The sequence below is a fragment of the Staphylococcus sp. AtDRG32 genome (genome assembly GCF_004365845.1).
Taxonomy (GTDB): Bacteria; Bacillota; Bacilli; order Staphylococcales; family Staphylococcaceae; genus Staphylococcus; species Staphylococcus hominis.
The window spans coordinates 1-25,776 of the sequence record NZ_SODE01000006.1; the positions used below are offsets into that span (position 1 = coordinate 1).

General features: G+C 31.9%; 23 protein-coding genes, 1 rRNA gene and 2 pseudogenes. 12 read left to right on the top strand and 14 right to left on the bottom strand.

All coding sequences use genetic code 11. From position 1 onward, the window contains the following. The first annotated feature begins 62 nt into the window (after positions 1–62). Positions 63–177, top strand: a 5S ribosomal RNA gene (gene rrf, locus BDW25_RS08425). A gap of 170 nt (positions 178–347) precedes the next feature. Here rrf and ilvA read toward each other — a convergent pair. The 9 genes from ilvA to ilvD form a co-directional block, all read right to left on the bottom strand. Continuing rightward, positions 348–1,616: a threonine ammonia-lyase IlvA gene (gene ilvA / locus BDW25_RS08430; protein WP_002448279.1), complete on the bottom strand. Its 1,269-nt coding sequence runs from the start codon at positions 1,614–1,616 to the stop codon at positions 348–350. A gap of 12 nt (positions 1,617–1,628) precedes the next feature. Then, positions 1,629–2,198, bottom strand: a complete 570-nt coding sequence (gene leuD / locus BDW25_RS08435; RefSeq protein WP_002448274.1) for a 3-isopropylmalate dehydratase small subunit — start codon at positions 2,196–2,198, stop codon at positions 1,629–1,631. A gap of 3 nt (positions 2,199–2,201) precedes the next feature. Further along, positions 2,202–3,572: a 3-isopropylmalate dehydratase large subunit gene (leuC, locus tag BDW25_RS08440; RefSeq protein WP_002448264.1), complete on the bottom strand. Its 1,371-nt coding sequence runs from the start codon at positions 3,570–3,572 to the stop codon at positions 2,202–2,204. A 17-nt stretch (positions 3,573–3,589) separates the two neighbouring features. Continuing rightward, on the bottom strand, positions 3,590–4,633 hold the full coding sequence (leuB, locus tag BDW25_RS08445) for a 3-isopropylmalate dehydrogenase (protein WP_002448270.1): 1,044 nt from the start codon (positions 4,631–4,633) through the stop codon (positions 3,590–3,592). After that, complete coding sequence (locus BDW25_RS08450; protein WP_002455078.1) at positions 4,633–6,165, bottom strand: 2-isopropylmalate synthase; 1,533 nt, start codon at positions 6,163–6,165, stop codon at positions 4,633–4,635. Before BDW25_RS08450 ends, leuB begins: the two co-directional genes overlap by 1 nt. Before the next feature lie 20 nt (positions 6,166–6,185). Further along, positions 6,186–7,190 carry a ketol-acid reductoisomerase gene (ilvC, locus tag BDW25_RS08455; RefSeq protein ID WP_002448272.1) on the bottom strand — a complete coding sequence of 335 codons (1,005 nt, stop codon included), beginning with the start codon at positions 7,188–7,190 and terminating at the stop codon, positions 6,186–6,188. A gap of 125 nt (positions 7,191–7,315) precedes the next feature. Further along, positions 7,316–7,555 carry an ACT domain-containing protein gene (locus BDW25_RS08460; protein ID WP_002448278.1) on the bottom strand — a complete coding sequence of 80 codons (240 nt, stop codon included), beginning with the start codon at positions 7,553–7,555 and terminating at the stop codon, positions 7,316–7,318. After that, complete coding sequence (gene ilvB, locus BDW25_RS08465; protein WP_049417677.1) at positions 7,552–9,270, bottom strand: biosynthetic-type acetolactate synthase large subunit; 1,719 nt, start codon at positions 9,268–9,270, stop codon at positions 7,552–7,554. The genes BDW25_RS08460 and ilvB overlap by 4 nt, the downstream gene beginning before the upstream one ends. A gap of 18 nt (positions 9,271–9,288) precedes the next feature. Continuing rightward, positions 9,289–10,977 (bottom strand): dihydroxy-acid dehydratase, encoded by a 1,689-nt coding sequence (gene ilvD, locus BDW25_RS08470; protein ID WP_002448260.1) that lies wholly within the window; start codon positions 10,975–10,977, stop codon positions 9,289–9,291. A 442-nt stretch (positions 10,978–11,419) separates the two neighbouring features. Here ilvD and tsaE point away from each other — a divergent pair, with 442 nt between their 5' ends. The 4 genes from tsaE to tsaD are packed head-to-tail and all read left to right on the top strand — an operon-like array spanning position 11,420 to position 13,982. Next, positions 11,420–11,881, top strand: a complete 462-nt coding sequence (gene tsaE / locus BDW25_RS08475; RefSeq protein WP_002448263.1) for a tRNA (adenosine(37)-N6)-threonylcarbamoyltransferase complex ATPase subunit type 1 TsaE — start codon at positions 11,420–11,422, stop codon at positions 11,879–11,881. Continuing rightward, positions 11,862–12,527, top strand: a complete 666-nt coding sequence (tsaB, locus tag BDW25_RS08480; RefSeq protein ID WP_002448261.1) for a tRNA (adenosine(37)-N6)-threonylcarbamoyltransferase complex dimerization subunit type 1 TsaB — start codon at positions 11,862–11,864, stop codon at positions 12,525–12,527. Before tsaE ends, tsaB begins: the two co-directional genes overlap by 20 nt. A gap of 11 nt (positions 12,528–12,538) precedes the next feature. Then, positions 12,539–12,964, top strand: coding sequence for a ribosomal protein S18-alanine N-acetyltransferase (gene rimI / locus BDW25_RS08485; RefSeq protein ID WP_369963310.1), 426 nt, complete (start codon positions 12,539–12,541; stop codon positions 12,962–12,964). Beyond that, the gene (tsaD, locus tag BDW25_RS08490; protein WP_133945408.1) at positions 12,957–13,982 is read left to right on the top strand and encodes a tRNA (adenosine(37)-N6)-threonylcarbamoyltransferase complex transferase subunit TsaD; all 1,026 of its coding nucleotides are present in this window, start codon (positions 12,957–12,959) and stop codon (positions 13,980–13,982) included. The genes rimI and tsaD overlap by 8 nt, the downstream gene beginning before the upstream one ends. Positions 13,983–14,317: 335 nt before the next feature. On the opposite strand, the gene BDW25_RS08495 is transcribed toward tsaD, so the two are convergent. After that, the gene (locus BDW25_RS08495; RefSeq protein WP_002448285.1) at positions 14,318–16,255 is read right to left on the bottom strand and encodes an ABC-F family ATP-binding cassette domain-containing protein; all 1,938 of its coding nucleotides are present in this window, start codon (positions 16,253–16,255) and stop codon (positions 14,318–14,320) included. Between the two features lie 246 nt (positions 16,256–16,501). On the opposite strand from BDW25_RS08495, the gene BDW25_RS08500 reads away from it, so the two are divergent. From BDW25_RS08500 to BDW25_RS08525, 7 genes and pseudogenes are all read left to right on the top strand, one after another. Then, on the top strand, positions 16,502–17,140 hold the full coding sequence (locus BDW25_RS08500) for a redox-sensing transcriptional repressor Rex (RefSeq protein ID WP_017175284.1): 639 nt from the start codon (positions 16,502–16,504) through the stop codon (positions 17,138–17,140). Positions 17,141–17,283: 143 nt separating this feature from the next. Next, positions 17,284–18,372, top strand: a complete 1,089-nt coding sequence (locus BDW25_RS08505; RefSeq protein WP_208318184.1) for a YeeE/YedE family protein — start codon at positions 17,284–17,286, stop codon at positions 18,370–18,372. A 17-nt stretch (positions 18,373–18,389) separates the two neighbouring features. Beyond that, entirely contained in the window at positions 18,390–18,614 is a 225-nt protein-coding gene (locus tag BDW25_RS08510; protein WP_002448268.1) for a sulfurtransferase TusA family protein, read from the top strand. Positions 18,615–18,724: 110 nt separating this feature from the next. Continuing rightward, entirely contained in the window at positions 18,725–19,969 is a 1,245-nt protein-coding gene (locus BDW25_RS08515) for an ammonium transporter (RefSeq protein ID WP_049336643.1), read from the top strand. A 105-nt stretch (positions 19,970–20,074) separates the two neighbouring features. Next, a pseudogene (locus BDW25_RS11170) lies at positions 20,075–20,142 on the top strand (LacI family DNA-binding transcriptional regulator); the annotation flags it as partial. Positions 20,143–20,223: 81 nt separating this feature from the next. After that, the gene (locus BDW25_RS08520; RefSeq protein WP_133945412.1) at positions 20,224–21,711 is read left to right on the top strand and encodes a sucrose-6-phosphate hydrolase; all 1,488 of its coding nucleotides are present in this window, start codon (positions 20,224–20,226) and stop codon (positions 21,709–21,711) included. Next, positions 21,712–22,675 (top strand): annotated as a pseudogene (locus BDW25_RS08525) (carbohydrate kinase family protein). Between the two features lie 50 nt (positions 22,676–22,725). On the opposite strand, the gene agrA reads toward BDW25_RS08525, so the two are convergent. The 4 genes from agrA to BDW25_RS08545 are packed head-to-tail and all read right to left on the bottom strand — an operon-like array spanning position 22,726 to position 25,475. Further along, a complete protein-coding gene (gene agrA / locus BDW25_RS08530; RefSeq protein WP_002455088.1) occupies positions 22,726–23,442 on the bottom strand; it encodes a quorum-sensing response regulator AgrA in 717 nt (238 codons plus the stop codon). 12 nt (positions 23,443–23,454) lie between these two features. Beyond that, positions 23,455–24,744, bottom strand: coding sequence for a quorum-sensing sensor histidine kinase AgrC (gene agrC / locus BDW25_RS08535; protein WP_133945414.1), 1,290 nt, complete (start codon positions 24,742–24,744; stop codon positions 23,455–23,457). Between the two features lie 21 nt (positions 24,745–24,765). Beyond that, positions 24,766–24,906 (bottom strand): cyclic lactone autoinducer peptide AgrD, encoded by a 141-nt coding sequence (gene agrD / locus BDW25_RS08540; RefSeq protein WP_002488089.1) that lies wholly within the window; start codon positions 24,904–24,906, stop codon positions 24,766–24,768. 2 nt (positions 24,907–24,908) lie between these two features. Further along, positions 24,909–25,475: an accessory gene regulator AgrB gene (locus tag BDW25_RS08545; RefSeq protein WP_133945416.1), complete on the bottom strand. Its 567-nt coding sequence runs from the start codon at positions 25,473–25,475 to the stop codon at positions 24,909–24,911. Positions 25,476–25,776: the final 301 nt, after the last annotated feature.

The following is a 25,776-nucleotide window of genomic DNA, read 5'->3' on the forward strand; positions in this document are numbered from 1 at the left end:
TCAAGTTTTGCGACGCAAATCTTTACTTACTATCTAGTTTTGAATGTATAATCATTCACTTGTCTGGTGACAATGGCAAGGAGGTCACACCTGTTCCCATGCCGAACACAGAAGTTAAGCTCCTTAGCGCCGATGGTAGTTGGACTGACGTTCCGCTAGAGTAGGACGTTGCCAGGCAAATCATTGTATGGATGCGATGACCCGATATTGAGACTGTGAGGTCTCTTTTTTTTATGTCGAAATTTATAGAAAGTGTTTGGAGCTAATGAATTGAGAAGTGGAAGTATTAAACTAAAAAAATAATAAAACTTCTTCAATAATATACTGAAGAAGTTTTTAATATTATCTCAAATTAATAATGAATACAACATTTTATTTTCATTAATATAAATATTTGATGGATCAAATTCATCGACATTATGTTTTAATTGTTCTAAATCTTGATGATTATTTAACTGAATGCCAATAATAACAGTACCAGTATTTTGAGAAGCTTTTTTTAGATATTCAAATTTAGTAATATCATCTTGAGGACCTAAAACATCATTAACAAATTCTTTTAAAGCTCCTGGACGTTGAGGGAAGTTTAAAATGAAATAATGTTTCATTTCTTCATATAAAAGTGAACGTTCTTCAATTTCTTTCATACGATTAATATCATTATTTCCACCACTGACTACGCATACTACAGTTTTTCCTATAATATTGTCTTTATAAAATTCAAGAGCTGATACACTTAATGCACCTGCTGGTTCTGCTACTATTGCTTGTTTAGAGTACATATCTAAAATTGTAGAACATACTGCACCTTCATCAATTTGTAAGTAGTCGTTGACGTATTGTTTGACAATATTAAAGGTAATATCACCAACACGGGCTACTGAAGCGCCATCAACAAATTTATCTATATGTTCTAAAGTTACAACTTTATTTTGAACTACTACAGATTCATACATACTACTTGCTCCGGCAGGTTCGACGCCAATGATTTGTGTATGTGGACTATGTTCATGCATATATGTACTTACACCGGATATTAGACCTCCGCCTCCAATAGCTGCAAAGAGATAATCAAATTGAATCATTTCTTTTTTTGCTTCTAATAAAATTTCTTTTGCTAATGTCCCTTGACCAGCGATAGTATAAATATTGTTGAATGGATCAATAAATGTCATATGATGCTCATCTGTATAAACTAAAGCTTCTTTTAAACAATCATCAAATGTATCACCAGTTAGAACGATTTCTACATTTTCTGCACCAAAGAATTTAACTTGATTTACTTTTTGAAGAGGGGTTGTCACTGGCATAAAGATAACAGCTTTTAAATTTAATGCTTTAGCAGTATAAGCTACTCCTTGGGCATGATTACCAGCGCTTGCGCAAGTAATACCTTTTGATTTAGCTTGTGTGTCTAATACTGAAATAGCGTTATAAGCACCACGCAATTTAAATGAGCGTACCCATTGCAAGTCTTCTCTTTTTAAATAAACATTACAATTATATTTTTGTGAAAGATAATGATCATATTGTAATGGTGTTTCTTTCACCACATCTTTTATACGTAAATAAGCTTCGTCTACATCAGTAGCTGTTACCGTTGTCTTTAAAACCATTTGTTATCATCCTTACATTGTTTTCTCATATTTCTCTATTAATTCTTCATATTTTAATGTAATAGCAATATCATCTAATCCATTTATAAGTTTATCTTTCCAAGTTTCATCTATATCAAAGTGGAAAGATTGATTATTTGCTGACACAGTTTGATTTGGTAAATCAACCGTTATATTATTTTGATTGGCTAGATATTTTCTAGATTGTTCATTTAAAACAATAGGTAACATTCCATTTTTTGTACAATTCATATAGAAGATATCGCTAAAACCACCAGCAATAATAATATTAAAGCCAAAATCTTTTAAAGCCCAAGCAGCATGTTCACGACTTGAACCACAACCAAAGTTGTCTCCAGTAATAAGAATTGAAGCACCTTTATATTTTGGTTTGTTTAGATTAAAATCTGGGTTATCTGATCCATCAGGTAAATAACGCCATTCATCAAAAGCAAAGGGTCCAAAACCAGTTTTAGTAATTCGTTTAAGATGAACTTTTGGAATAATTTGATCTGTATCAATATTATCGTTAAACAAAGGGACTACTTTACCTGTGTATTGGGTGATAGGCTGAATATCCATTACTTATACAACCACCTTTCTTACGTCAACGAATTTACCATTTATTGCTGCGGCTGCTGCCATGGCTGGAGAAACAAGATGTGTACGTGCACCTTTACCTTGTCGACCCTCAAAATTTCGATTACTTGTTGAGGCACAATGGACACCTTCTGGTACTTGGTCAGGATTCATTCCTAAGCACATGGAACATCCAGGTTCTCTCCATTCAAAGCCTGCTTCTTTAAATACTTTGTCTAATCCAAGAGATTCTGCTTCTTTTTTTACTGTACGTGAGCCAGGAACAACAATAGCAGTAATTTTAGGATGTACTTTTTTTCCTTTTACGATATGGCTTGCTTCTATCAAATCTGATAGGCGAGCATTAGTACATGAACCTAAAAAGACATAACCTAAATCGATATCTTCTGCTTTTTGACCAGGTTTCAGTCCCATATAGTTGTATGCCCGTTCATCATTAATATTTTGAATTTCTGGAAATGGAGAACTAAAATTTACACCCATCTCTGGATTTGTGCCCCATGTCACTTGAGGTTCTAAATTTGTTACATCAAGTGTAATCACTTTGTCAAAATGAGCGTTTTCATCTGAATATAGTTTCTGCCATTCTCCAATAGATTGATTAAAATTTTGTGCATATGGACGACCTTTGATATATTCAAATGTAGTTTCATCCGGTTGAATAATACCGTATTTAGCTCCACCTTCAATGGCCATGTTACAAATTGTCATTCGACCCTCCATGGATAGTGATTGAATTGTTTCTCCAGTAAACTCAAGTGCATAGCCTGTTCCGAAATCTACACCATATTGATTGATTAAATGTAAAATAATATCTTTAGCATACACACCAGGTTGTAATTTACCAGAAACTTCAATTTTAAGATTTTTAGGTTTTGTTTGCCATAATGTTTGAGTTGCAAAAACATGTTCTACTTCACTTGTTCCAATGCCAAAAGCAATAGCACCAAATGCCCCGTGAGTTGCTGTATGTGAGTCACCACATACGATTGTCTTACCTGGTTGTGTTAATCCAGTTTCAGGGCCTACCATATGAACGATACCCTGCTCATCGGAACCCATATCAAAAATATGTACCCCAAAATCTTTGGCATTTTTCTGTAAGGTCGTAATCTGTTTATTAGCAATTTCATCTCTAATATTAAATATATCGATTGTAGGAACATTATGATCAAGAGTTGCAAAGGTTAAATCTGGACGTCTAAGTTGTCTTTTTTGAAGTCTTAATCCTTCAAAAGCTTGAGGAGAGGTCACTTCATGTATAAGATGCAAATCTATGTATAAGAGTTGAGGTTCGCCTTCTTTACCAGTTAAAACATGTTTATTCCAAACTTTATCAAATAATGTTTGAGCCATTATTTATGTACCTCCCTTTATTGATAACTTTTTTTAAGTAACTCAAAGATTTCTGAAGTTTTATAGTGTCCTCCAAGGTCTTTTGTTGTTTTACCAATTTTAATTAAATGATATACAGCATCTTCTAATTCTTCTGCTGCTACACTTTGATTTAAACTTTCTCTTAAACACATTGCTAGTGACAATACCATTCCAAATGGATTAGCAAGATTTTGATTAGCAATGTCAGGCGCTGAGCCATGAATAGGTTCATAAAGTCTAGTACCGTGTTCACTAAAACTTGCCGAAGGGGATAAACCAAGTGAACCAGGTATTACTGAAGCTTCATCACTTAAAATATCACCAAAGAGATTTTCAGTAACAATGACGTCGAATTGTGAAGGATGAGTAATCAAATGCATACTACACGCATCAACGAGTAAATGATTTAATTCGATGTCCGGATAAGACTTGCTTACTTCAGTAACAGTTTTTCTCCAAAGTTTACTTGAAGCAAGGACATTCTCTTTATCTACAGAAGTTACTTTTTTATTACGAGTACGTGCTAATTCAAATGCAACTTTAGCAATACGTTCTATTTCAGCTTTAGTATAAATAAGAGAATCTAATGCTTCAGAATGATTAATATGTCTAGGTTCACCAAAATAAATGCCACTCGTTAATTCACGAACTATAACTAGGTCTGTATGTTTAACACGCGCTTCTTTTAAAGGTGAAAATTGACTGGTACCTTCAGTCACTTTAGTAGGACGAATATTAGCAAATAAGCCTAACTTTTTACGTAACGCTAATAATCCTTGTTCTGGACGATTATTAGGATCTGTCCATTTTGGTCCTCCAACTGCTCCTAATAAAATCGCATCTGCTTCTTGACAGGCAGAGAGTGTTTCATTAGGAAGGGGAGTGCCATGTGTATCAATGGCGGCTCCTCCAAAATCATAACTTTTTAAATTATAGGTGAAATTGTATTTCTTACTTATTATTTCTAATAGTTCCAAACTTCCATTTAGAATTTCAGGACCGATGCCATCTCCGGGTAAAGCAACAATTTTATATGTCATTATTTATTACCTACTTTCTCTAAATCTTGGGCAATATATTTAGCATGAGCTTCCACATATGCTTTACAAGAAGCTTGAAGTATATCATGATCGATACCTATGCCATTAACATGTTGATTTTCAATAACAAGCTCAACATGAACCTCAGCTTGTGCATCTGTACCTTCAGTAACTGAATCAATTCTATAATCGATTAGTTCACTATCCTTTTTAAAAATACGATCAACAGCATTGTAAATTGCAACAATTGATCCTGTACCAATGCTTGAGTCTTGATAAATATGACCTTTTTTATCTTTAATGACAACAACAGCACTTTGTAGACCATTTGAAACGTATTGTAATTGTAAAGTTTCTACTTGATAAATTGCATTTTGTTCATGTTCAGAACCTTGAATCATCGCATGAATATCTCGATCAGATACTGATTTTTTCTTATCTGCTACTGCTTTAAATTGTTTGAATAACTCGATTTGTTGTTTAGGTTCAATGTCATAACCTAACGTTTTAAGTTTTTCAGCAAAAGCATGTTTACCAGAAAGTTTGCCTAAAGGTAATTCATTTTTACTTATTCCAACAAGTTGAGGCGTCATGATTTCGTACGTTTCAGGATTTTTAAGAACACCATCTTGATGAATACCTGATTCATGACTGAAAGCATTTTGACCAACAATTGCTTTATTTCTTGGAACTCGAATGCCTGCATATCTAGAAATTAATTCTGAAGTCAATTTAGTTTGCTCTAATTTTAATTTTGTTTCAATACCATAATGATCTTTGCGAACGTATAGTGCTAATGCAATTTCTTCTAATGCAGTATTACCTGCACGTTCACCAATACCATTTACAGTACCTTCAATGCGTTTCGCACCATTTTCAATTGCAGCTAAGCTATTTGCTACTGCCATACCCAAATCATCATGACAATGTGCACTATAAATAATTTCTTTTTCTGATTTAACATTTGTAATAAGAGATTTAAAAATGGCACCATATTCACTTGGATAGCTATATCCAACAGTATCTGGAATATTGATTATTGTAGCTCCAGCATCAACAGCTGTTTGAACAGATTTTATAAGGAATGCTTGATCTGTTCTTGATGCATCTTCTGGTGAGAATTGTACTACATCGAATAATGATTTAGCATAACTGACATGTTCTTTAATTGATTCTAAGACTTCTTCTTGAGTCATTTTTAGCTTATGCTCTAAATGGATAGGGGAAGTAGCAATAAATACATGAACACGTGGTTTAGTAGCACATTTTGTTGCTTCATATACTGCATCAATATCAGATTTTTTACATCTTGCTAATCCACACACTGCAGTGGTAGTTAATGCTTTAGAGATTGCTTCTACTGATTTAAAGCTTCCAGTACTTGAAGCGGGGAAGCCTGCTTCAATAACATCGACTCCCCATTTTTCAAGTTGCTTAGCAATACTTAAACGTTCATCAAATGAAAAATTCACACCAGGTGTTTGCTCTCCATCTCTTAACGTTGTATCAAATATTTGAATATGGCTTTCCATTTTTAACATCTCCTTACATTTTATTTTTGAATGCTTTTAGATTTAATAAATGGCATCATTTTTCTTAGTTCACGACCCACTGCTTCAATTTCATGACCGTGTTGTTGTTCACGCAATTCATAAAATTCTTTAAATCCATTTTCGTTATCTTTAACAAAGCGATTAGCGAAATTACCATTTTGAATATCTTTAAGTACTTCTTTCATATTGTCTTTAACATCTGGAGTAATGACACGTGGACCAGATACGTAGTCACCAAATTCAGCAGTATTTGAAATTGAATAACGTACATTTTCCATACCGCCTTCATACATTAAATCAACGATAAGTTTCATTTCATGTAGTACTTCAAAATATGCTAATTCTTTTTGATATCCAGCTTCCACTAATGTCTCGAAACCACTTTGAATCAGTTTATGAATTCCCCCACAAAGTACAGCTTGTTCACCGAATAAGTCAGTTTCAGTTTCCTCTTTAAATGTTGTTTCAATAACACCAGCACGTGTAGCACCAATACCTTTTGCATAACTTAAAGCAATGTCACGTGCATGACCTGTAGCATCTTGTTGAACACCAAATAATGCTGGCACAGCTGAACCTTCAACAAATGTACGTCTTACTAGATGACCAGGACCTTTAGGTGCTACTAAGAAGACATCTACATCTTTAGGTGGTTCGATGACGTTAAAATGAATATTAAATCCATGTGCAAAAGCTAATGCATTACCAGCTTCTAAATTTGGAGCAATTTCATTTTTATATACATTACCTTGAATTTCATCAGGAAGTAATACCATAATAACGTCTGCTTGTTTAACTGCTTCAGCCACTGGATAAACATCTAATCCATCTTCTTTAGCTTTATTAAATGAATCACCTGGACGAATACCAACTCTTACGTCGTAACCGTTATCTTTAAGGTTTTGAGCATGTGCATGGCCTTGAGAACCGTAACCGATAATAGCGATTTTTTTACCTTGTAGTGCATCTTTTTCTACTGATTGATCATAATAAACTTTTGTCATAATACTTTCCTCCATTAGTAAAAAAATTTAAAAAATTCCGAATATTGAAAAGGTAATAATTAACTTCATGATGTTAGACATTAAATATGATAATTGATGTAAAATGCTAGCGCATCATCTAAGAATTAATCATTCACATCTTCAATATTAATAACACTGACTTGTTTTTTTAATTTAGTAATTAAAATTCGATATACATCTTCATCCTCAATATGAACTTTGATTGTCATATCAGATATGCCATCTTCACTAGCAGGTTTTACATATAATTCATTGATATTGTACTGTAATCTTACAAAAGCACTTGTGATTCGATTTAACGTACTGACTTGGTCAGCTACTTTTAATTTTAAAGTTCGGTTCATTCTAGACCCTCCATTTCATGATTAGCTTTACCACTAGGAATCATAGGGTTTACAGGTTCCGCTGGAGAAATTCTTACTTCAATTAAAGCAGGACCTTCATAATTAAAAGCTTCATCTAATTGCGCTTTTAATTTATTAGGATGATCGATTAAGAAGCTTTTAACACCGTAAGCTTCAGCCATTTTAATAAAATCTGGTTGATCATTAAAAACAGAATGTGAAAAACGTTGATTAAAGAATTTATCTTGCCATTGTTTTACCATTCCTAATGTACCATTGTTAATTAAAACAATTTTTACATTTAGGTGATATTCAGGTAATAACGCCATTTCTTGATTGGTCATTTGGAATCCACCATCACCTACAAAACAAACAACTGTTTTATCTGGAGCTGCGAGTTGTGCACCAATTGCTGAAGGAATACCGAATCCCATTGTTCCTAATCCACCACTTGTAACCCATTGACTATGATGTTTAAAAGGATAAAATTGTGCTGACCACATTTGATGTTGACCTACATCTGTAGTGACGATGGCTTCACCATTTGTGATTTTACCAATATATTCAATGGCTTCTTGTGGACGACAAAATGTATCATTAGCTTCTTTGTATTTAAATGGATGTTTTGATTTATTATCTAAACAATGGTCTACCCATTCTTTGTATGTAGCATGACTTTGATGTTCAGTAACTAATGCTTCTAATACTTTTTTACAATCTGCAACAATTCCGAGTGTTGTAGGAATCACTTTATTAATTTCTGATTCATCAATATCAATGTGTACTACTTTAGCGTTGGGTGCGAATTCGTTAGGATTACTAGCCAAACGATCATCAAATCGACTACCTAAATTAATGAGTAAGTCACATTCAGTGAGTGCCATGTTACTTGCATAAGAGCCATGCATACCGCCCATACCAAGGAAAAGGGGATTTTCATATGAAATAGCACCTAGACCTAATAAAGTTGTAACAACAGGAATTTGATGTTGAGTAACAAATTCAGTTAATAAAGCATTTGATTTTGAGTGATTGATACCTGCTCCAGCTAAAACGACAGGTTTTTTTGCATGATTTAAATATTGAGAAAGTTGTTGAATATCTTCTTTATTTGGATTTTCAGTTACTTGATATGAAGGTAAATGAACCTCTTCTTCAAGTGGAGCAGAAGAAGTTAAAACACCCATATCTTTTGGGAAATCAATGACTACAGGTCCTTTACGTCCAGTATTTGCTAAATAAAATGCTTCGTGAACAATTCTAGGGATATCATCTACATGTTTAACTTGGTAATTAGCTTTTGTAATTGGCGTTGTCATTGATAATAAATCAGCTTCTTGGAATGCATCTTTACCAATACCAGGGGTTGCCACTTGTCCGGTAAATACGACTAAGGGTAGAGAATCACAATAAGCATCAGTAATACCAGTGATAGCATTTGTAGCTCCAGGACCACTTGTTACGACGACGACACCTGGTTTGCCTGAAACACGTGCGTATCCTTCAGCGGCATGGGTAGCACCTTGTTCATGACGTGCAAGAATATGTTTAATTTTTTCATCATAAAATGTATCGTATAATGGTAAAACTGCGCCACCTGGATATCCAAAAATGAAATCAACATCTTCGTGTACAAGTGCTTCTACTAATAAGTCAGAACCGCTTCGAGTTGTAAGTGTTTCAGTTTGTTTATTACTTTCCTTTGTTTTTGACATATTTATCGCTCCTTAAATTTAAATAAGATTTTCTGGGACTTGCATAATACCACCCGTATTTGCACTGGTTACTAAAGCAGTGTATCTTGCAAGATAACCTGTTTTTACTTTAGCTTTAAAAGGCTCAAGTTCTTCTTTACGTTTATACAATTCTTCTTGAGGCTGATTAACGTCTAAAGTTCGATTTACTAAGTCAATAGTAATTTCATCACCATCTCTAATCAGACCAATAGGACCTCCTGAGGCTGCTTCTGGTGAAATATGACCTACAGCGATACCACGAGTGGCTCCAGAAAAACGACCATCCGTAATTAAAGCAACATCTTTTCCTAAACCTCTTCCGACGATAGATGATGTAGGAGCTAACATTTCTGGCATACCCGGACCTCCTTTAGGTCCTTCATATCGAATGACAACTACGTGACCTTCACGAACTGTTTTATTATCAATTGCTTCTACAGCTGCATCGTGTGAATCAAAGCAAATTGCTTTTCCTTTAAATACTTTAATTGAAGGATCAACACCACCAACTTTAATTACTGCACCTTTAGGAGCAATATTACCGAATAAGACGGACAATCCGCCTTCTTTATCATATGGAGCATCTAAAGAATGAATAACATCGAAATTTTTAATCTCTTTACCTTGGTTATTTTCTCTTAATGTTTTACCAGTAACTGTTAGTCGATCTGGATGCAGGGTTCCTTCTTTTTTCATTAATTCATTAATGATTGCTGGACATCCGCCAGCTTCATGAACATCGTGCATAGAATAAGAAGAACTTGGTGCAATCTTAGATAAATAAGGCGTTTTTTTAGCAATTTCATTAATTCTTTCTAAGTCATATTCAATTCCAGCTTCATTAGCAATTGCTAATGTATGAAGTACAGTATTTGTTGAACCACCCATTGCCATATCTAAAGCAAATGCATCATCAATTGCTTCTTTCGTAACAATATCACGAGGTTTAATGTCATTTTTTATATTTTCTACCAATTGAAATGCTGCTTGTCTAATCATTTCACGACGTTGATCGCTTACTGCTAAAGCTGTACCGTTGTAGGGAAGTGCTAATCCTAAGACTTCCATTAAACAATTCATAGAATTTGCTGTGAACATTCCTGCACATGATCCACATGTTGGACAAGCATTTTGTTCCATATCTAAAAATTCTTCTTTAGTAATTGAACCTTCTTTAAAAGCTCCGACTGCTTCGAACATAGACGATAAAGTTAAAGCTTTTCCTTGAGCAGATAAACCAGCTTTCATTGGACCACCTGAACAAAAGATAGCAGGGACATTCGTTCTAACAGCTGCTAATAACATTCCAGGTGTAATTTTGTCACAGTTAGGAATATAAAATACACCATCAAACCAATGAGCATTGATAACAGTTTCAGCCGCATCTGCAATAATTTCACGTGACGGTAAGGAATACCTCATACCAATATGTCCCATTGCTATTCCATCATCGACACCAATTGTATTAAATTCAAAAGGAATTGCACCTGCTTCACGAATCGCTTCTTTTGCAATATCTGCTAATTCTCTTAAATGAACATGTCCAGGAACGATATCGATATATGAATTACAAATTGCTACAAAAGGCTTATTCATGTCAGTAGGACTTTTAAGTGCTCCTGTCGCGTGTAATAGGCTTCTTGCTGGTGCTTGATGATCACCTTTTTTTATCATGTCACTTCTCATTTATTCATTCCCCCATAAATTACTAATTATTAAAATAAAAAAACGCCCCAATAAAGTTGGGACGTTTTTAAGTCCCATTCAATGAGAAATAGGACTTAAACATTTAGTAAATTAAGCTACTAAAGTTCCAGCCCTGAAGAGTATAATAAAATAATTAAATTTTCTAGTGGTGACAGTGAATATGTAAATGATTGCATGGTATTATACTCCTTTCTTGAATGGGTGATTATTTGAATAGTTAGAATTGTTTAAAAATTTGATAAATTTAATTTACACTAAACAGATATTAAAGTCAATACTCTTTTTAGAATTTTCTAACAATTTAGAAGAATGATTTATATTTTATTAATGAGAAATTTTTAGTAAAGTTTGTTACAATTATTAAGTTAAATTTAGATGAAATAACGAAGTGTAAAATAAACATGAGGAGAGAGAACAATACATGATACCTATCAAAAATTTAGATGAGATGGAACATTTTGCTAAAATTTTAATGAAGCATGTTGGTTCAAAAGATGTCATTTTATTGAATGGTGATTTAGGTGCTGGTAAAACAACGTTGACTCAATTTATAGGTAAATATCTAGGAGTAAAGCGTAATATTAATTCTCCTACGTTTAATATCATAAAATCATACAAAGGTAAGGAGTTAAAACTTCATCATATGGATTGTTATCGCTTAGAAGATTCAGATGAAGATTTAGGATTTAATGAATACTTTGAAGATGACGCTGTTACAATAATTGAATGGAGTCAATTTATACAGGAGTTCCTTCCGGAAGAGTATTTAGTGATTAATATTACGACTATAAATGAAAATCAACGACAAATTAATATAGCAGCAAAAGGCTATCATTATACTAAAATAAAGGAAGAGATAGACAATGAACTTACTGTTAATTGATACTTCAAATCAACCCATGTCAATTGCTTTGATGAACGATGATGAGGTTTTAGCAATAAAAACAACAAATAGTAAAAAAGATCATTCGAGCCAACTTATGCCTAGTATTCAATCCTTATTTAATGAATCGAATTTAAAAAAACAAGAATTAGATGGGATTGTTATTGCAAAAGGGCCTGGCTCTTATACAGGAGTGAGAATAGGCGTTACTGTAGCGAAAACATTAGCCTATGCTTTGAATACTAAATTATATGGTGTATCATCGTTAAAAGCATTAGCGGCTACTATAGATACGAATGATAAAAGAATTATCGTACCAATATTTGATGCTCGTCGCGAAGCGGTATATACAGGATTATATCAATATGAAAACAATCAATTAAATACAATTGAAAAAGACCAATATATTTCTTTAGAAGCGTTGCATAAAAAACTCAATGATTTAAATCAACCTTATGTGTTTGTAGGAGAGGACACGGAAAAATTATCTGAATTACTACATGGAGATATTGAGGCTAAACTGCCTAATGCAACTGTCATGAAACACTTGATTCATCAACCTGAGAACATTCATACGTTTGTACCAAATTATATAAAATTGTCAGAGGCGGAACGTAATTGGTTAAACCAACAGAAGAACAGTTAACCATTAGAGCGATGCAAGTCGATGATGTACCAAGTGTTTTCGATATTGAGAGAGAAAGCTTCAACGATAGTTCATGGACCATCGATGCATTTTACCATGAACTAAATGAAAATAACTTTGCAAAATACTTTGTTGTTATTTTTCAAGAAGAAATTATTGGATATTTAGGATTATGGATAGTAATAGATCAAGCTCAAATTACAACAATAGCAATCAAAGAATCATTCAGAGACTATGGATTAGGTCAGCTATTACTTAATTATGTGATGGACTATGCTAGGCATACTTGTGATGTGATGAGTTTAGAAGTGAGAATTACGAATGTGATAGCTCAACATGTATATAAAAAATTAGGGTTTCAATATGGCGGTAAAAGAAAAAATTACTATGGAGAAGGCGAGGATGCATTAGTGATGTGGGTGAATTTAAATGAATAGAGACATATTAATATTAGCGGTTGAAACAAGCTGTGACGAAACAAGTGTAAGTGTTATAAAAAATGGAAATACGATTTTATCTAATATTGTACTTAGTCAAATAGAAAGTCATAAACGTTTTGGGGGAGTAGTCCCTGAAGTTGCAAGTAGACATCATGTAGAGGGAATTACGACTACAATTGATGAAGCGTTATCTTCAGCTAATGTTACTATGGAAGATATCGATGCCATAGCTGTTACACAAGGACCTGGATTAATAGGGGCACTTCTAATAGGAATTAATGCAGCAAAAGCTTTAGCATTTGCTTATAATAAGCCAGTCATTCCTGTTCATCATATTGCAGGACATATTTATGCTAATCATCTTGAAGAACCGTTAGTCTTTCCTTTAATAGCATTAATTGTTTCGGGTGGACATGCAGAACTCGTTTATATGAAATCACATTTAAATTTTGAAGTAATTGGTGAAACACGAGATGATGCTGTAGGAGAGGCTTATGATAAGGTAGCAAGAACAATTGGTTTATCATATCCAGGAGGCCCAGCTATAGATGCACTTGCTTTGGAAGGAAAGGACACATACCATTTTCCTAGAGTATGGCTTGAAAAAGATAGTTATGATTTTAGTTTTAGTGGATTAAAAAGTGCAGTGATTAATAAGTTACACAATCAACGACAAAAAAATGAAGACATAAAAAAAGAAGATGTTGCTACCAGTTTCCAAAATAGTGTTGTCGATGTATTAAGTACAAAGGCTATTAATGCTTGTAAAGCTTATCATGTTGAACACCTTATTGTAGCTGGCGGAGTAGCTAGTAACAAAGGATTAAGAGAACGATTAAATCATTTGTGTAAAGAAAATAACATTAAACTTTCAATACCTAATTCAAAGTTATGTACAGATAATGCTGCTATGATTGGTGCTGCTGGATATTATTACTATAAAGCTGGTGTAACTTCATCTCTAGATTTAAATGGAAAAAATAATATAGATATTGAAGATGTAACAGTTGAATAATAAAGTAAAAAGTAATTGAACTTAAAATCAAATAAGTTTCAATTACTTTTTTATTTAATTAGGTTAATATATTGACTTATGATATATGTCAATAGAGAACGTGTGTACTTATCAACAAATAGTTAATATCTTGTGGATAAAAAGGGGGCAAAGATGTGAATATAGTTTAAATGTTGTGTAAAAGTTATGTGAATTATTATCGTTCGCGTTGTGGATAACTAGGATAAGTTCGTTGATAACTGAGATATCAGTATTTTAGTTGTTTATAAATTTGTGAATGAAATAAATAAAAAACTAGTAAAAATTTGATACTTTTACTAGTTTTCTTAGATGTATTAAATTTTTTCTTGTAATTCTTCCCATTCAGCCATAACATTCTCTAATTGTTGTTCGATACTTAATTTCTGCTCAGCAAGTTCATTTGCCTTAATAGGATCATTAAAAATATCAGGCTGAGTCAATTGTTGATCAATTTGAGTAATGTGTTCTTCATATTTTTCGATTTGTTCTTCACATTGCTCAATTTGACGCTCAATTTTTCGTAATTCTCTCTTATATTGTTTTTGAGAAGCATATGTATTAGTCGTTGACGAATCGGTGTCTTCTAAATCAAGCGTTTCATCTTTATTGTTTTCCGCTTCAAATTCCTTTAACGCAGAAGCTTCTTCTGTTTTCTCAATAAAATATTGATAGTCACCTAAATACAGTTGACCGCCATCTTTATTTAAATCAAATACTTTATTTGCTAGTTGATTAATAAAATATCGATCATGGGAAACAAATAAAATTGTACCTTCAAAATCTTTTAACGCTTGTTCTAACATTTCTTTAGAATCTATATCAAGATGGTTAGTAGGTTCATCGAGTATCAAAACGTTATCGCGTTGTAACATAAGTAAAGCTAATTGCAAACGTGCTTTTTCGCCCCCTGATAAATCATTAATAACTTTTTTGACGTCATCTTGAACGAATAAAAATCGTCCTAAAACAGCGCGGACATCTTTTTCATTCATCATAGGATATTGATCCCAAACATAATCTAATATTGTTTTATTAGATTTGAATTCTGCTTGTTTTTGATCGTAATATCCTATGTTTAAATTAGCACCATAAGTAATTTCTCCACCTAATGCTTTTTGACGATTTGCAATTGTTTTGATAAGGGTAGTCTTTCCAACTCCATTAGGCCCAATAATAGCAATATGGTCTCCTTTTGTAACTTCAATATTAATAGGAGCAGTGATAGGGGATTGATAACCTACTTCTAGATTACGGATATGCATCACATCATTGCCAGTATTTCTATCAAACCCAAACTGGATATTAGCACTTTTAGCATCCATCATTGGCTTATCGATACGTTCCATTTTTTCTAATGTTTTTCGACGACTTTTAGCCATACCGCTTGTGGAAGCCCGAGTAATATTTTTTTCCACGAAAGTTTCAAGACGTTTAATTTCTTCTTGTTGTTTTTCATATTCTTGCATTCTTAATTCATAGTATTTATCACGTTGAGTAATAAATTGCTCATAATTACCTACATAACGCTTCACATTTCCTAAAGCAACGTCATATATTTGAGTTACAATTTTATCTAAGAAGTATCTGTCATGACTAATAATAATGATGGCACCTTTAAAATATTTCAAATAATCTTCTAACCACTTAGTTGTTTCCAAGTCGAGGTGGTTTGTAGGTTCATCTAATAGTAATAAATCTGGCTCACTTAAAAGCATCTGTGCTAAAGATAAACGTGTTTTTTGTCCGCCACTAAAATCATTAATGGGTTTATCAAATTCTTCTTCAGTAAAGTTTAAACCATGCAATACTGTTTTAATTTTACTTTCATATTGATAACCTTCAAGTTGTTCAAATTGATTAGATAATGATTCATAACGCTCCATATGTTGTTTATAATCTTCTGAATCATAACTATCAACGTGAGCGGCTAACCAATCAGTTTCATCATTAATAAGCGTTTCCATATGCTTAATATGTTCAAATGGTTTTGACATTTCTTCAATTACAGTAAGAGAAGAATCAAGTGTCATTTGTTGAGTTAAATAACCAATACGTAAATTCTTGATTTTTGAAATATGGCCACTATCATAATCTTCAACACCTGCAATAATCTTCATTAACGTTGATTTTCCAGCGCCATTTCTTCCTACTACGCCAATACGTTCTCCAGTTTTAACTTCAAAATTAACATGATTAAATATATCTTCACCATCAAACGATTTTGAAATATCATTTAATTGTAAAAGTATCATTCAAGTTTCACCTTTCTATCTATGTAACAATCACATTTATTTAATTTTAAATTTGACATTATTATATCATTTTACAATATAAGGTATGCTTAGGAAACTAAGATATTTATTTTTGAAATAGGTTACGGTATAATATTGCAGTATCCATAATAGGCATTATATATATTTCACTAAAATAACTAATTGCACTCTAGTTAGTTTGAATATATAGATTAAAAAGTTCAAACAAAAAGGGGGACATTGCATATGCCTCAAAATCAATCAAAAATACCTCGCGCTACATTAAAACGTTTACCTTTATATTATCGATTTGTTAATTCATTAAAAATTAAAGGTATTGATCGCGTGAGTTCTAAAACAATTAGTGAGGCTTTAGATATTGAATCAGCTACGATAAGAAGAGATTTTTCTTATTTTGGTGAGTTAGGTAAGAAAGGATATGGCTATAACGTTGAGAGTCTTTTAGAATTCTTTAAAACGGAGATTAGCGATAGTAATAATATTCACATTGCTATTGTTGGCGTAGGGAATTTAGGACGTGCATTACTTACTTACAATTTTTCAATACATGATGAAATGACAATTACAGCTGCATTTGATATTGATAAAGATATTGTTGGTACAAAAGTTGGAAAAGTGACAGTAAAGCATATTGATGATATTTCATCTGAACTTCAAAAACAGAATATTAATGTAGTGATTCTTACTACACCAGGAAGTGTGGCACAATCTGTTTCAGATCGACTTATTAAGGCAGATGTAAAAGGTATCTTAAACTTTACTCCTGCTAGAATTGATGTGCCAAATGATGTTCAAGTTCATCATATCGATTTAGGTATCGAATTACAATCACTATTATTCTTTATGAAAAACTCTTCAAATTAATATTAAATTATTTTTTAAAGCTACAATGCATTTGCATTATAGCTTTTTTTATAAATATATTAATTCAATGGAAAATATTGAAATAGGTTAGTTAATCCATTATAATACCTTAGTAAATCAATCGGAAAAGGGTGTTTTATTTGATTTGGATGATTATTAGTGGATTAATCGTTGGCCTATTATTAGGTTTTGTTATGCAACGTACACGTTTTTGTCTTACTGGCGGATTTAGAGATATGTATGTTCAAAAAAATAATAAAATGTTTTATGCTTTGTTAGTGGCAATTACAGTACAAAGTATAGGCTTACTAGTTTTAACTGGTTTTGATGTATTAACAGTTTCTTATCAAACATTTCCAGTAATAGGTACGATTATTGGTTCATTTGTGTTTGGTATTGGTATAGTATTAGCTGGCGGATGTGCAACTGGCACATGGTATCGAGCTGGGGAAGGATTAATTGGTAGTTGGGTTGCTTTAATTATGTATGCTTTATCAGCAACAATTACCAAAGCTGGAATTCTATTACCTTTAATGAATAAAATTAATAAACCAACGAATGTAAATGCTAGTATGTCACAAACGACAGGCATACCAAGTTGGATATTAGTTATTATATTAACAGGTGTAACATTATTCTTAGTTATCCGTACATTACGTAAACCAAAACCCAAAATTGCTGTACCCAAATTAAAGCAAAGATATTCAGGAATACGACATTATTTATTTGAAAAGCGCTATCATCCATTTGTAGCTGGAATTATTGTAGGATTGATTGCTTTATTAGCATGGCCTATGAGTTATTCTACTGGACGTGAAGATGGATTAGGTATCACTACTCCATCAGCACATATTGTTCAATTCTTAATGAGTGGAGATTTAAAATTTATCGATTGGGGCGTTTTTTTAGTATTAGGTATATTTATTGGATCATATATTGCTGCTAGAGGAGCAAAAGAATTTAAATGGCGTTTACCAGATAAAATTACTATTAGAAATAGTGCTATTGGTGGTATATGTATGGGATTTGGTGCTTCAGTTGCTGGCGGTTGTTCCATTGGTAATGGATTAGTGGCGACTGCAACACTAAGTTGGCAAGGTTGGATTGCTTTAGCATCGATGATATTAGGTACATGGTTTATGAGTTACTTTATTTTCGTAAGACCAATGAAACAAATTCAAAAACAAACAGCTCAATCTACTCAAATATCTAGACAAACTCAAACAACTTAATTATTGGAGGACTGAATATGTTATACGAATTAGGAACTGTTGGAATGGTATGTCCATTTCCACTTATTGAAGCACAAAAGAAAATGGAAACATTAAAAAATGGTGACGAATTAAAAATAGACTTTGATTGCACTCAAGCAACTGAAGCAATTCCAAACTGGGCAGCAGAACAGGGGTATCCTGTAACAAACTATGAACAACTTGATGATGCTTCATGGACAATAACAGTTCAAAAAGCTTAAGTTTTTCTTTATAAATGTAATGTAATATGACAAATTGTGTCATTTAATCTTACGTGTTTTTGCTATTCTTAAAAACTATTAATATGATGTTTTTTAAGGAAGTGGTAAAAATGAAGATGGATGACACAATTTTTTTATTTCTGTGTATTTTATTAGTTTGGTTAATGACACCGGGATTGAGTTTATTTTATGGAGGCTTAGTTCAATCTAAAAATGTTTTAAATACAGTGATGCAAAGTATGGCCGCTATCATTATTGTTACGTTTACATGGGTGGTCATTGGGTTTTCTCTTAGTTTTGGTCATGGAAATGATTGGATAGGTAATTTTGATTTTATTGGTTTGCAACATGTAGGATTTAATACGAATGTTCAATTTAGTCCACATATTCCGTTTGCCTTATTTATGTTATTTCAGATGATGTTTTGTACTATTGCAGTTTCCATTTTATCAGGTTCAATTGCTGAGCGAATGAGATTTATTCCTTTTATCATTTTTATATTTATATGGGTAATTATGATTTACAGTCCTGTAGCCCATTGGGTATGGGGCGGTGGTTGGATTCAACAACTTGAGGCTTTAGATTATGCTGGAGGTACTGTGGTACATATTACATCAGGAGTATCAGGATTAGTATTAGCAATAATGATAGGTCACGGAAAAAAAGTAGAGAAACTACAACCGAATAATTTACTTATTACACTTATAGGTGGTATTTTTGTTTGGATAGGATGGTACGGTTTTAATACAGGAAGTGCGTTTACTTTAAATGATATAGCAGTGATATCATTTGTAAATACTATCATCGCTGCAAGCGGAGGAGCATTTAGCTGGTTGATTCTTGAATACTTTTCTAATAAAAAGTTAAGCTTACTTGGTTTATTATCAGGTGTACTGTCAGGACTCGTAACCATTACACCAGCAGCTGGATTTGTAAACTACTTAAGTGCATACATTATCTCTATGATTGGTGGTATAGCATGTTATTTTGTGGTCAATTCTATAAAAGAAAAATTAAGATATAATGATACACTTGATGCCTTTGGTATTCATGGTGTTGGGGGTGTGATTGGTGCAATATTGACTGGTGTATTTCAATCACATAAAGTTAATAAAGATATATTAGATGGATTAATCTATACTGGTCATTTACATACTATATGGATACAATGTATTGCAGTTGTGGTAGTAGTCGTTTACTCGATTATTATAACTTTTATTATTGGAAAGACATTATCAATTTTTATGTCCCTTGCTACGACCGTTGAAGAAGATATGACAGGTTTAGATCAACTTGTGCATGGTGAAAAGGCATATTTTTATGGGGAATTAAATAAATTACATAAAAGGTATTGATATATATTTAAAATGTTAAAGTTTCATTAGTAAAACAGTATTTGAAGATAATCACGATATGATAAAATTAATATTATGTTGATATTAATTTAGATGATTAGTCTATTGAAAAACATATCAGATATTGCAAAGTTTGCGGGAGTATCAAAAGTACAATTTCCCGCTTTTTAAATTATAGATTGTAAAGTCTTAAGACTAATTACCGTTACGATATTAAGTGATAAAATTAATACTAATGATTTAGGAGGACTAATATGACTGAGTGGTCAAGAGAACAACGCTATCATCGTATTGAAGATGTGAACAAAGATGAATTAGAAGCGTTAAAGCATCGAATAGAACAATCAAGGTATCGTCAACACTTTCATATTCAACCTGAAACAGGTTTATTAAATGATCCTAATGGATTGATGTTTTATAACGGAACATACTATGTATCTCACCAGTGGTTTCCATTGGGTGCTGTGCATGGACTGAAATATTGGTTTAATTATACTAGTAAAGATTTAGTGACATTTGAACCAAATGGTCCTATATTAAAGCCTGATACGATTTATGATAGTCATGGGGTATATAGTGGAAGTGCTTTTGAATTTGAAGGAAACTTATATTACATGTATACAGGTAATCATCGAGATGAAGAATGGAAAAGATATTCGAGTCAAATGATTGCAAAAGTAAAACAAGATGGTTCAATCGAAAAATTAAATAAGCCTGTGATTGCTCATCAACCTGAAGGATATACAAGTCATTTTAGAGATCCAAAAGTATTTAAACATCATGAAGAATATTATGCAATATTAGGTGTCCAAACTCAACAAGAATTAGGACGTTTACTTTTGTACAAAATGATACATCGACAGATTGACCAATGGGAATATATTGGAGAAATTACAACCGAACTAGAAGATTTTGGCTATATGTGGGAATGTCCAGACTATTTTAGTTTAAATGGACAAGATGTCATTATTTTTAGTCCTCAAGGTATTGATGCAAAAGATGAAAAATATAGAAATATTTATCAATCTGGATATCTAATCGGTAATTTAAATTTCGATACATTAGAATTCAAACATGATACATTTATAGAACTTGATAATGGTTTTGATTTTTATGCGCCACAAACGTTTATAGATGAATATGGTAAGCGTATTTTAATTGGGTGGATGGGATTACCAGATACTCACTATCCTACAGATGAAGAAGATTGGGCACATTGTTTAACGATACCTAGAGAGTTAACAATCGAAGAAGGACGGTTACGCCAACGTCCTTTGAAAGCGTTAGAGACGTTACGTCAAAATAAAGAAACAGCATTAGGTTATGCTAACAAATATAATACAACACTTCATCCTTACGAAGGTACGCAATATGAGCTTATTATTGATATTTTAGAAAATGAAGCAACAGAAATATATTTTGAATTAAGAGCATCTAAGTTAAATTCAACATTAATTTCTTATAATACTAGGGAGCAAAAGATTACATTAGATCGATCAGAAAGTGGTGCATTACCTAGTAATGTTGAAGGTGTGACAAGATCTACATATTTAGATTCGCCATTAAAACAATTACACATTTTTGTGGATACGTCAAGTATTGAAATTTTTTGTAATGATGGAGAGTGTGTCTTAACGTCAAGAATTTTTCCTGATGAAAATGCTACAGCAATTCGCACATCTACAGAAACAGGTCAAGTTTATTTGAAATTTACTAAATATGACTTAGGGAAAGATAAATAAATGAGGAAGTTATATGCTATTGGTGAAGCATTAATCGATTTTATTCCAAATAGAACAAATATTGAATTTAAAGATGTAACGCAGTTCAGTCGACAAGTTGGCGGGGCACCTGCTAATGTGGCAAGTGTGGCTAAAAAATTAGGTAGTAGGACAGAAATGGTTACACAATTAAGTAATGACGCTTTTGGAGATATTATCGTAGAGACGTTAGAGAAAATAGGCGTTGGTACAACATATATTAAACGAACACATGCAGCTAATACTGCACTCGCTTTCGTTAGTTTAAAAGAAAATGGGGAACGAGATTTTTCTTTTTATCGTAAATCATCAGCTGACATGCTTTATTATACATACTTCGAATTTAGATGAAATCAATATTTCTAATCAAGATGTTCTACATTTTTGTTCTGTTGATTTAATTGAATGTGATATGAACAATACACATCTTGCTATGATTGAAAAATTTGAAGCGGCTCATGGGATGATAGTGTTTGATCCAAATGTTAGATTACCATTATGGGATAGCGCAGAAGCGTGTAAAGCGACTATTCAGTCATTTCTTCCAAAAGCAAATATCATTAAAATTTTAGATGAAGAAATTGAATTTGTTACTGGAATAAGTGATGAACATAAAGCGATTCAATCTTTATTTAAAGGGAATGTTGAAGTAGTTATCTATACACAAGGAGACAAAGGAGCAACAGCCTATTTAAAAGATGGGACAATTATTCATCATCAAGGGTATAAAGTTGAAGCTGTTGACACTACTGGTGCCGGAGACGCGTTTATTGGTGCAGTCATTAATAGAATTTTAAATACAGAATTAACAGACATTACTTCTCTATTTAAAGAAAAAGGAGAAGAAATTTTAAAATTTAGTAATTTAGTAGCTGCAAAAGTAACTACTAAATATGGCGCTATTGAAAGTATTCCAAGTTTAGAAGAAGTTATTGAAGAACTTTGAAAAAGAGATTAAGAAACCCCTTCAGATATTAAAATGAAGGGGTTTTAATATTATATCTTTTTAACATTACGTACAGAGGCATAGCAATGCTCACCATTTCTGAAAGTTACAATTCGTTCTTTAGAATCGACTGAATCGATATTATGGCGATTTACAACAAAACTATTGTGACATCTGAAAAAACGATCATCGAGTTGTGCTAATTCTTTAAGATTTCCGTAGAATTCAATCTGACGGTTATCAAGATGTGCAATTAAACGATGGGATTTTGTAGACGATTCAAAGAACATGACATCATCATATTGTACATATATTGAATTGCTACCACGCTTTAATTCAATTGTTTCAACATTGCTTTCTTTTGAAAGTAATTTTAAACGTGTATGAGCAGTTTCAATGCAATCTATTATTCGCGTTTTTAGTTGATTAGGATCATCTTTAAAAATAAAATCCATTGCAGATACCTTATAGACAAATGTTAGGTAAGTGAGTTCACTATGACTTGTAACAAAGATGATATTCCCAATAGGATCATACTTTCGAATTTCACTTCCAAGTTTAATACCGTTAATATCAGCTTCCAATTGTATATCTAAAAAATAACATCCAACATCATTCATTTCTTTTGACTGTTCAATAATTTCATAAGGATCATCTGTCGCTAACGCTATTTCCATCGGTTTTTCTTCAATCATTATATAGTTGTTAATAATTGAAACCATATTTTCACGTTGTTTCACATCGTCTTCACAAATGAATATTTTCATTTTCTCACATCCTTATGGCATATTATTTATAATTTCTACTTTTTGAACGAAGTAGCCATTTTCTATAGTCGTATCAAGTAACACGTTTTCAGTAGTATCAGTAATTTCTTTTAAAGTCGTTAGACCAAGTCCTCTGTTATCTCCTTTAGTTGAAAAGGAGTCTTGAAATAATTCATGGATTTTCGGCATATCTTCTTTACATTTATTCATAACAATAAACATGACTGACGTTTCGACATTGATAAATGCAATTCTAATTAAGGCATCTTCTAATTCTTCTGAAGCCTCAATAGCGTTATCAATGATAATCCCAATGATACGACTTAAATCAACCGTATTCATCTCAATATGATCAATTAACTCTGGCACCTCAATACTAATAGGTATATTTTTTTCTTGAGCTTGTAAAATTTTAGTTGTTATCAATCCTTTAATAGCACGCACTTTTAAATTATCCGTACCATTAATTTTGATTGAGTTCATTTGAAGGTTATCTTTCATAGGAACAATATTGTCATTAAAATATGTCTTTAAACCATCCATATCATTTTCTCTTATGTATTCTGACATTGTAGTAAGAATATTGACATAATCATGTCTAAACTTACGCATTTCATTATTAATCGATTCTATTTGTAGTGTATATTCATAATACGTTTCAATTTCTTCCATATTACGTCTGTAGCGAAGTTCACGTAATGTATATCTAGAAATAATAATGATTAAGGTGATAAAAAATATAATTATTCCAATAAAAATTAGTCCGTAAATTTTTAAAGAAGCATTATTAACTTTAGGTACTTGAGAATAAATATATAAAATTATAAATGAAAGAATTAAAATAATTGAAATAATAGTTAAGTAAGTCTTATTAATAGATAAATAAGACATTTTTAATTTTTTAAGTAGAGATTTAAATGTAAAAGATATAAGTATAGAAACTAAAGTAAATATACTTATATACGATAAATCTAAATAGGTATTATTATTAATAAATTTTTGAAAAATTATTACAAGTATAAAAGCAATGAAATTACTTAAAAACATTAAAATAGCACTACTTAAAACTGTAATAATCGAGTACCACTTAACTTTACAATATAGGAAAACTCCACAACCAATTAATAAATATAAAACAGAAATACTTCCTAAATAATAATAAAAAAAAGCAGAAGGGATTATAATCGTTAAAATGATTAAATAATCCCTTAAAGTATATTTAATATCTAAAATTATTTTTGAAATTAAAAATAATAAAAATCCTTGAAAAAGTGCTAAAGGTACATTTGATAATAAATCCATACGTCACACACTTTCTAAATTTTATCTATTAAGATCAGTTAATTCTTTAGGAACTTCAGGTTCATCGAAATAACCACCACATACATTATATGAAGCAAGTGTACCAACAGTTTCTAAGATTAATGAGAATAGTTTAATGAATAAATCTGTAATAAATGTCATAATTAATAATCCTCCTTAGGAAAAAAGAATGGTAATAGTGTTGTACTTTCAAGTATCATACCTAATAAAATTAATTGTTTATATGGCTCAGGTACTATAATAGAAATAATGATTAAAACCACTACTAAAATAATAGACTTTATTTTTTTGCGAGGTTTTAGTCTTTCGGGTATGGGTTGTTTCTTAGTGGCAGCTGGTGCATAAATAATAATCAGTAATAATGCAAGGCCACTAACACTATACATGATACCCGTATTAATATGATAGTAAGCAATGAGCCATGGTAAACCAATAAATAAGATTAAATTTTGAATATGGCATAGCAAAGTAGACTTTGCATGCGCCCCGTGTGCATAGTGTCGAATTAAAAAATAACTGACGTGTGTGATTAAAGTATACAAAAATGTATGGAATATGAGCGCAGCACCATATGTCACAATTGTTTTAGCAATATTACTAACAACCACTTGCATGCCTAATCGTACTTTTAAGAATTGGATATGATCAAGGTTATTTTTCTTTTGTAAATAAGATGCAAAGTGCTCAATTTTATCATCAATTGCTTTCAATATTGTGCCACTCTCCTTGACTATATTATACAATTTTGCGCAATTAGTCTGTAAAATAATGCTTAACTGTTAAAATTTAATACTTAACTGTTAAAGTAATTCGATAACTCATATTTTACCATATAAAAATAAACAGTTTAGTAGAAAAAGTTGCAAGTTAAGAAATTTTTAATTACTTAAATGAATGTTATGTTTTAATATACTCATATCACATTAAAGTGATATTAACTTAATAATCTTAGTCTTTAAATTGTTAGTCTTTGTTTTATTCGAATAAATCTTTTTTTGATTTTGTTAGTAG

Coding starts and splice junctions, on each gene's coding strand:
- ilvA (WP_002448279.1), bottom strand. CDS start 1,616: ATGGTTTTAAAGACAACGGTAACAGCTACTGATGTAGACGAAGCTTAT.
- leuD (WP_002448274.1), bottom strand. CDS start 2,198: ATGGATATTCAGCCTATCACCCAATACACAGGTAAAGTAGTCCCTTTG.
- leuC (WP_002448264.1), bottom strand. CDS start 3,572: ATGGCTCAAACATTATTTGATAAAGTTTGGAATAAACATGTTTTAACT.
- leuB (WP_002448270.1), bottom strand. CDS start 4,633: ATGACATATAAAATTGTTGCTTTACCCGGAGATGGCATCGGTCCTGAA.
- BDW25_RS08450 (WP_002455078.1), bottom strand. CDS start 6,165: ATGGAAAGCCATATTCAAATATTTGATACAACGTTAAGAGATGGAGAG.
- ilvC (WP_002448272.1), bottom strand. CDS start 7,190: ATGACAAAAGTTTATTATGATCAATCAGTAGAAAAAGATGCACTACAA.
- BDW25_RS08460 (WP_002448278.1), bottom strand. CDS start 7,555: ATGAACCGAACTTTAAAATTAAAAGTAGCTGACCAAGTCAGTACGTTA.
- ilvB (WP_049417677.1), bottom strand. CDS start 9,270: ATGTCAAAAACAAAGGAAAGTAATAAACAAACTGAAACACTTACAACT.
- ilvD (WP_002448260.1), bottom strand. CDS start 10,977: ATGAGAAGTGACATGATAAAAAAAGGTGATCATCAAGCACCAGCAAGA.
- tsaE (WP_002448263.1), top strand. CDS start 11,420: ATGATACCTATCAAAAATTTAGATGAGATGGAACATTTTGCTAAAATT.
- tsaB (WP_002448261.1), top strand. CDS start 11,862: ATGAACTTACTGTTAATTGATACTTCAAATCAACCCATGTCAATTGCT.
- rimI (WP_369963310.1), top strand. CDS start 12,539: ATGCAAGTCGATGATGTACCAAGTGTTTTCGATATTGAGAGAGAAAGC.
- tsaD (WP_133945408.1), top strand. CDS start 12,957: ATGAATAGAGACATATTAATATTAGCGGTTGAAACAAGCTGTGACGAA.
- BDW25_RS08495 (WP_002448285.1), bottom strand. CDS start 16,255: ATGATACTTTTACAATTAAATGATATTTCAAAATCGTTTGATGGTGAA.
- BDW25_RS08500 (WP_017175284.1), top strand. CDS start 16,502: ATGCCTCAAAATCAATCAAAAATACCTCGCGCTACATTAAAACGTTTA.
- BDW25_RS08510 (WP_002448268.1), top strand. CDS start 18,390: ATGTTATACGAATTAGGAACTGTTGGAATGGTATGTCCATTTCCACTT.
- BDW25_RS08515 (WP_049336643.1), top strand. CDS start 18,725: ATGAAGATGGATGACACAATTTTTTTATTTCTGTGTATTTTATTAGTT.
- BDW25_RS08520 (WP_133945412.1), top strand. CDS start 20,224: ATGACTGAGTGGTCAAGAGAACAACGCTATCATCGTATTGAAGATGTG.
- agrA (WP_002455088.1), bottom strand. CDS start 23,442: ATGAAAATATTCATTTGTGAAGACGATGTGAAACAACGTGAAAATATG.
- agrC (WP_133945414.1), bottom strand. CDS start 24,744: ATGGATTTATTATCAAATGTACCTTTAGCACTTTTTCAAGGATTTTTA.
- agrD (WP_002488089.1), bottom strand. CDS start 24,906: ATGACATTTATTACAGATTTATTCATTAAACTATTCTCATTAATCTTA.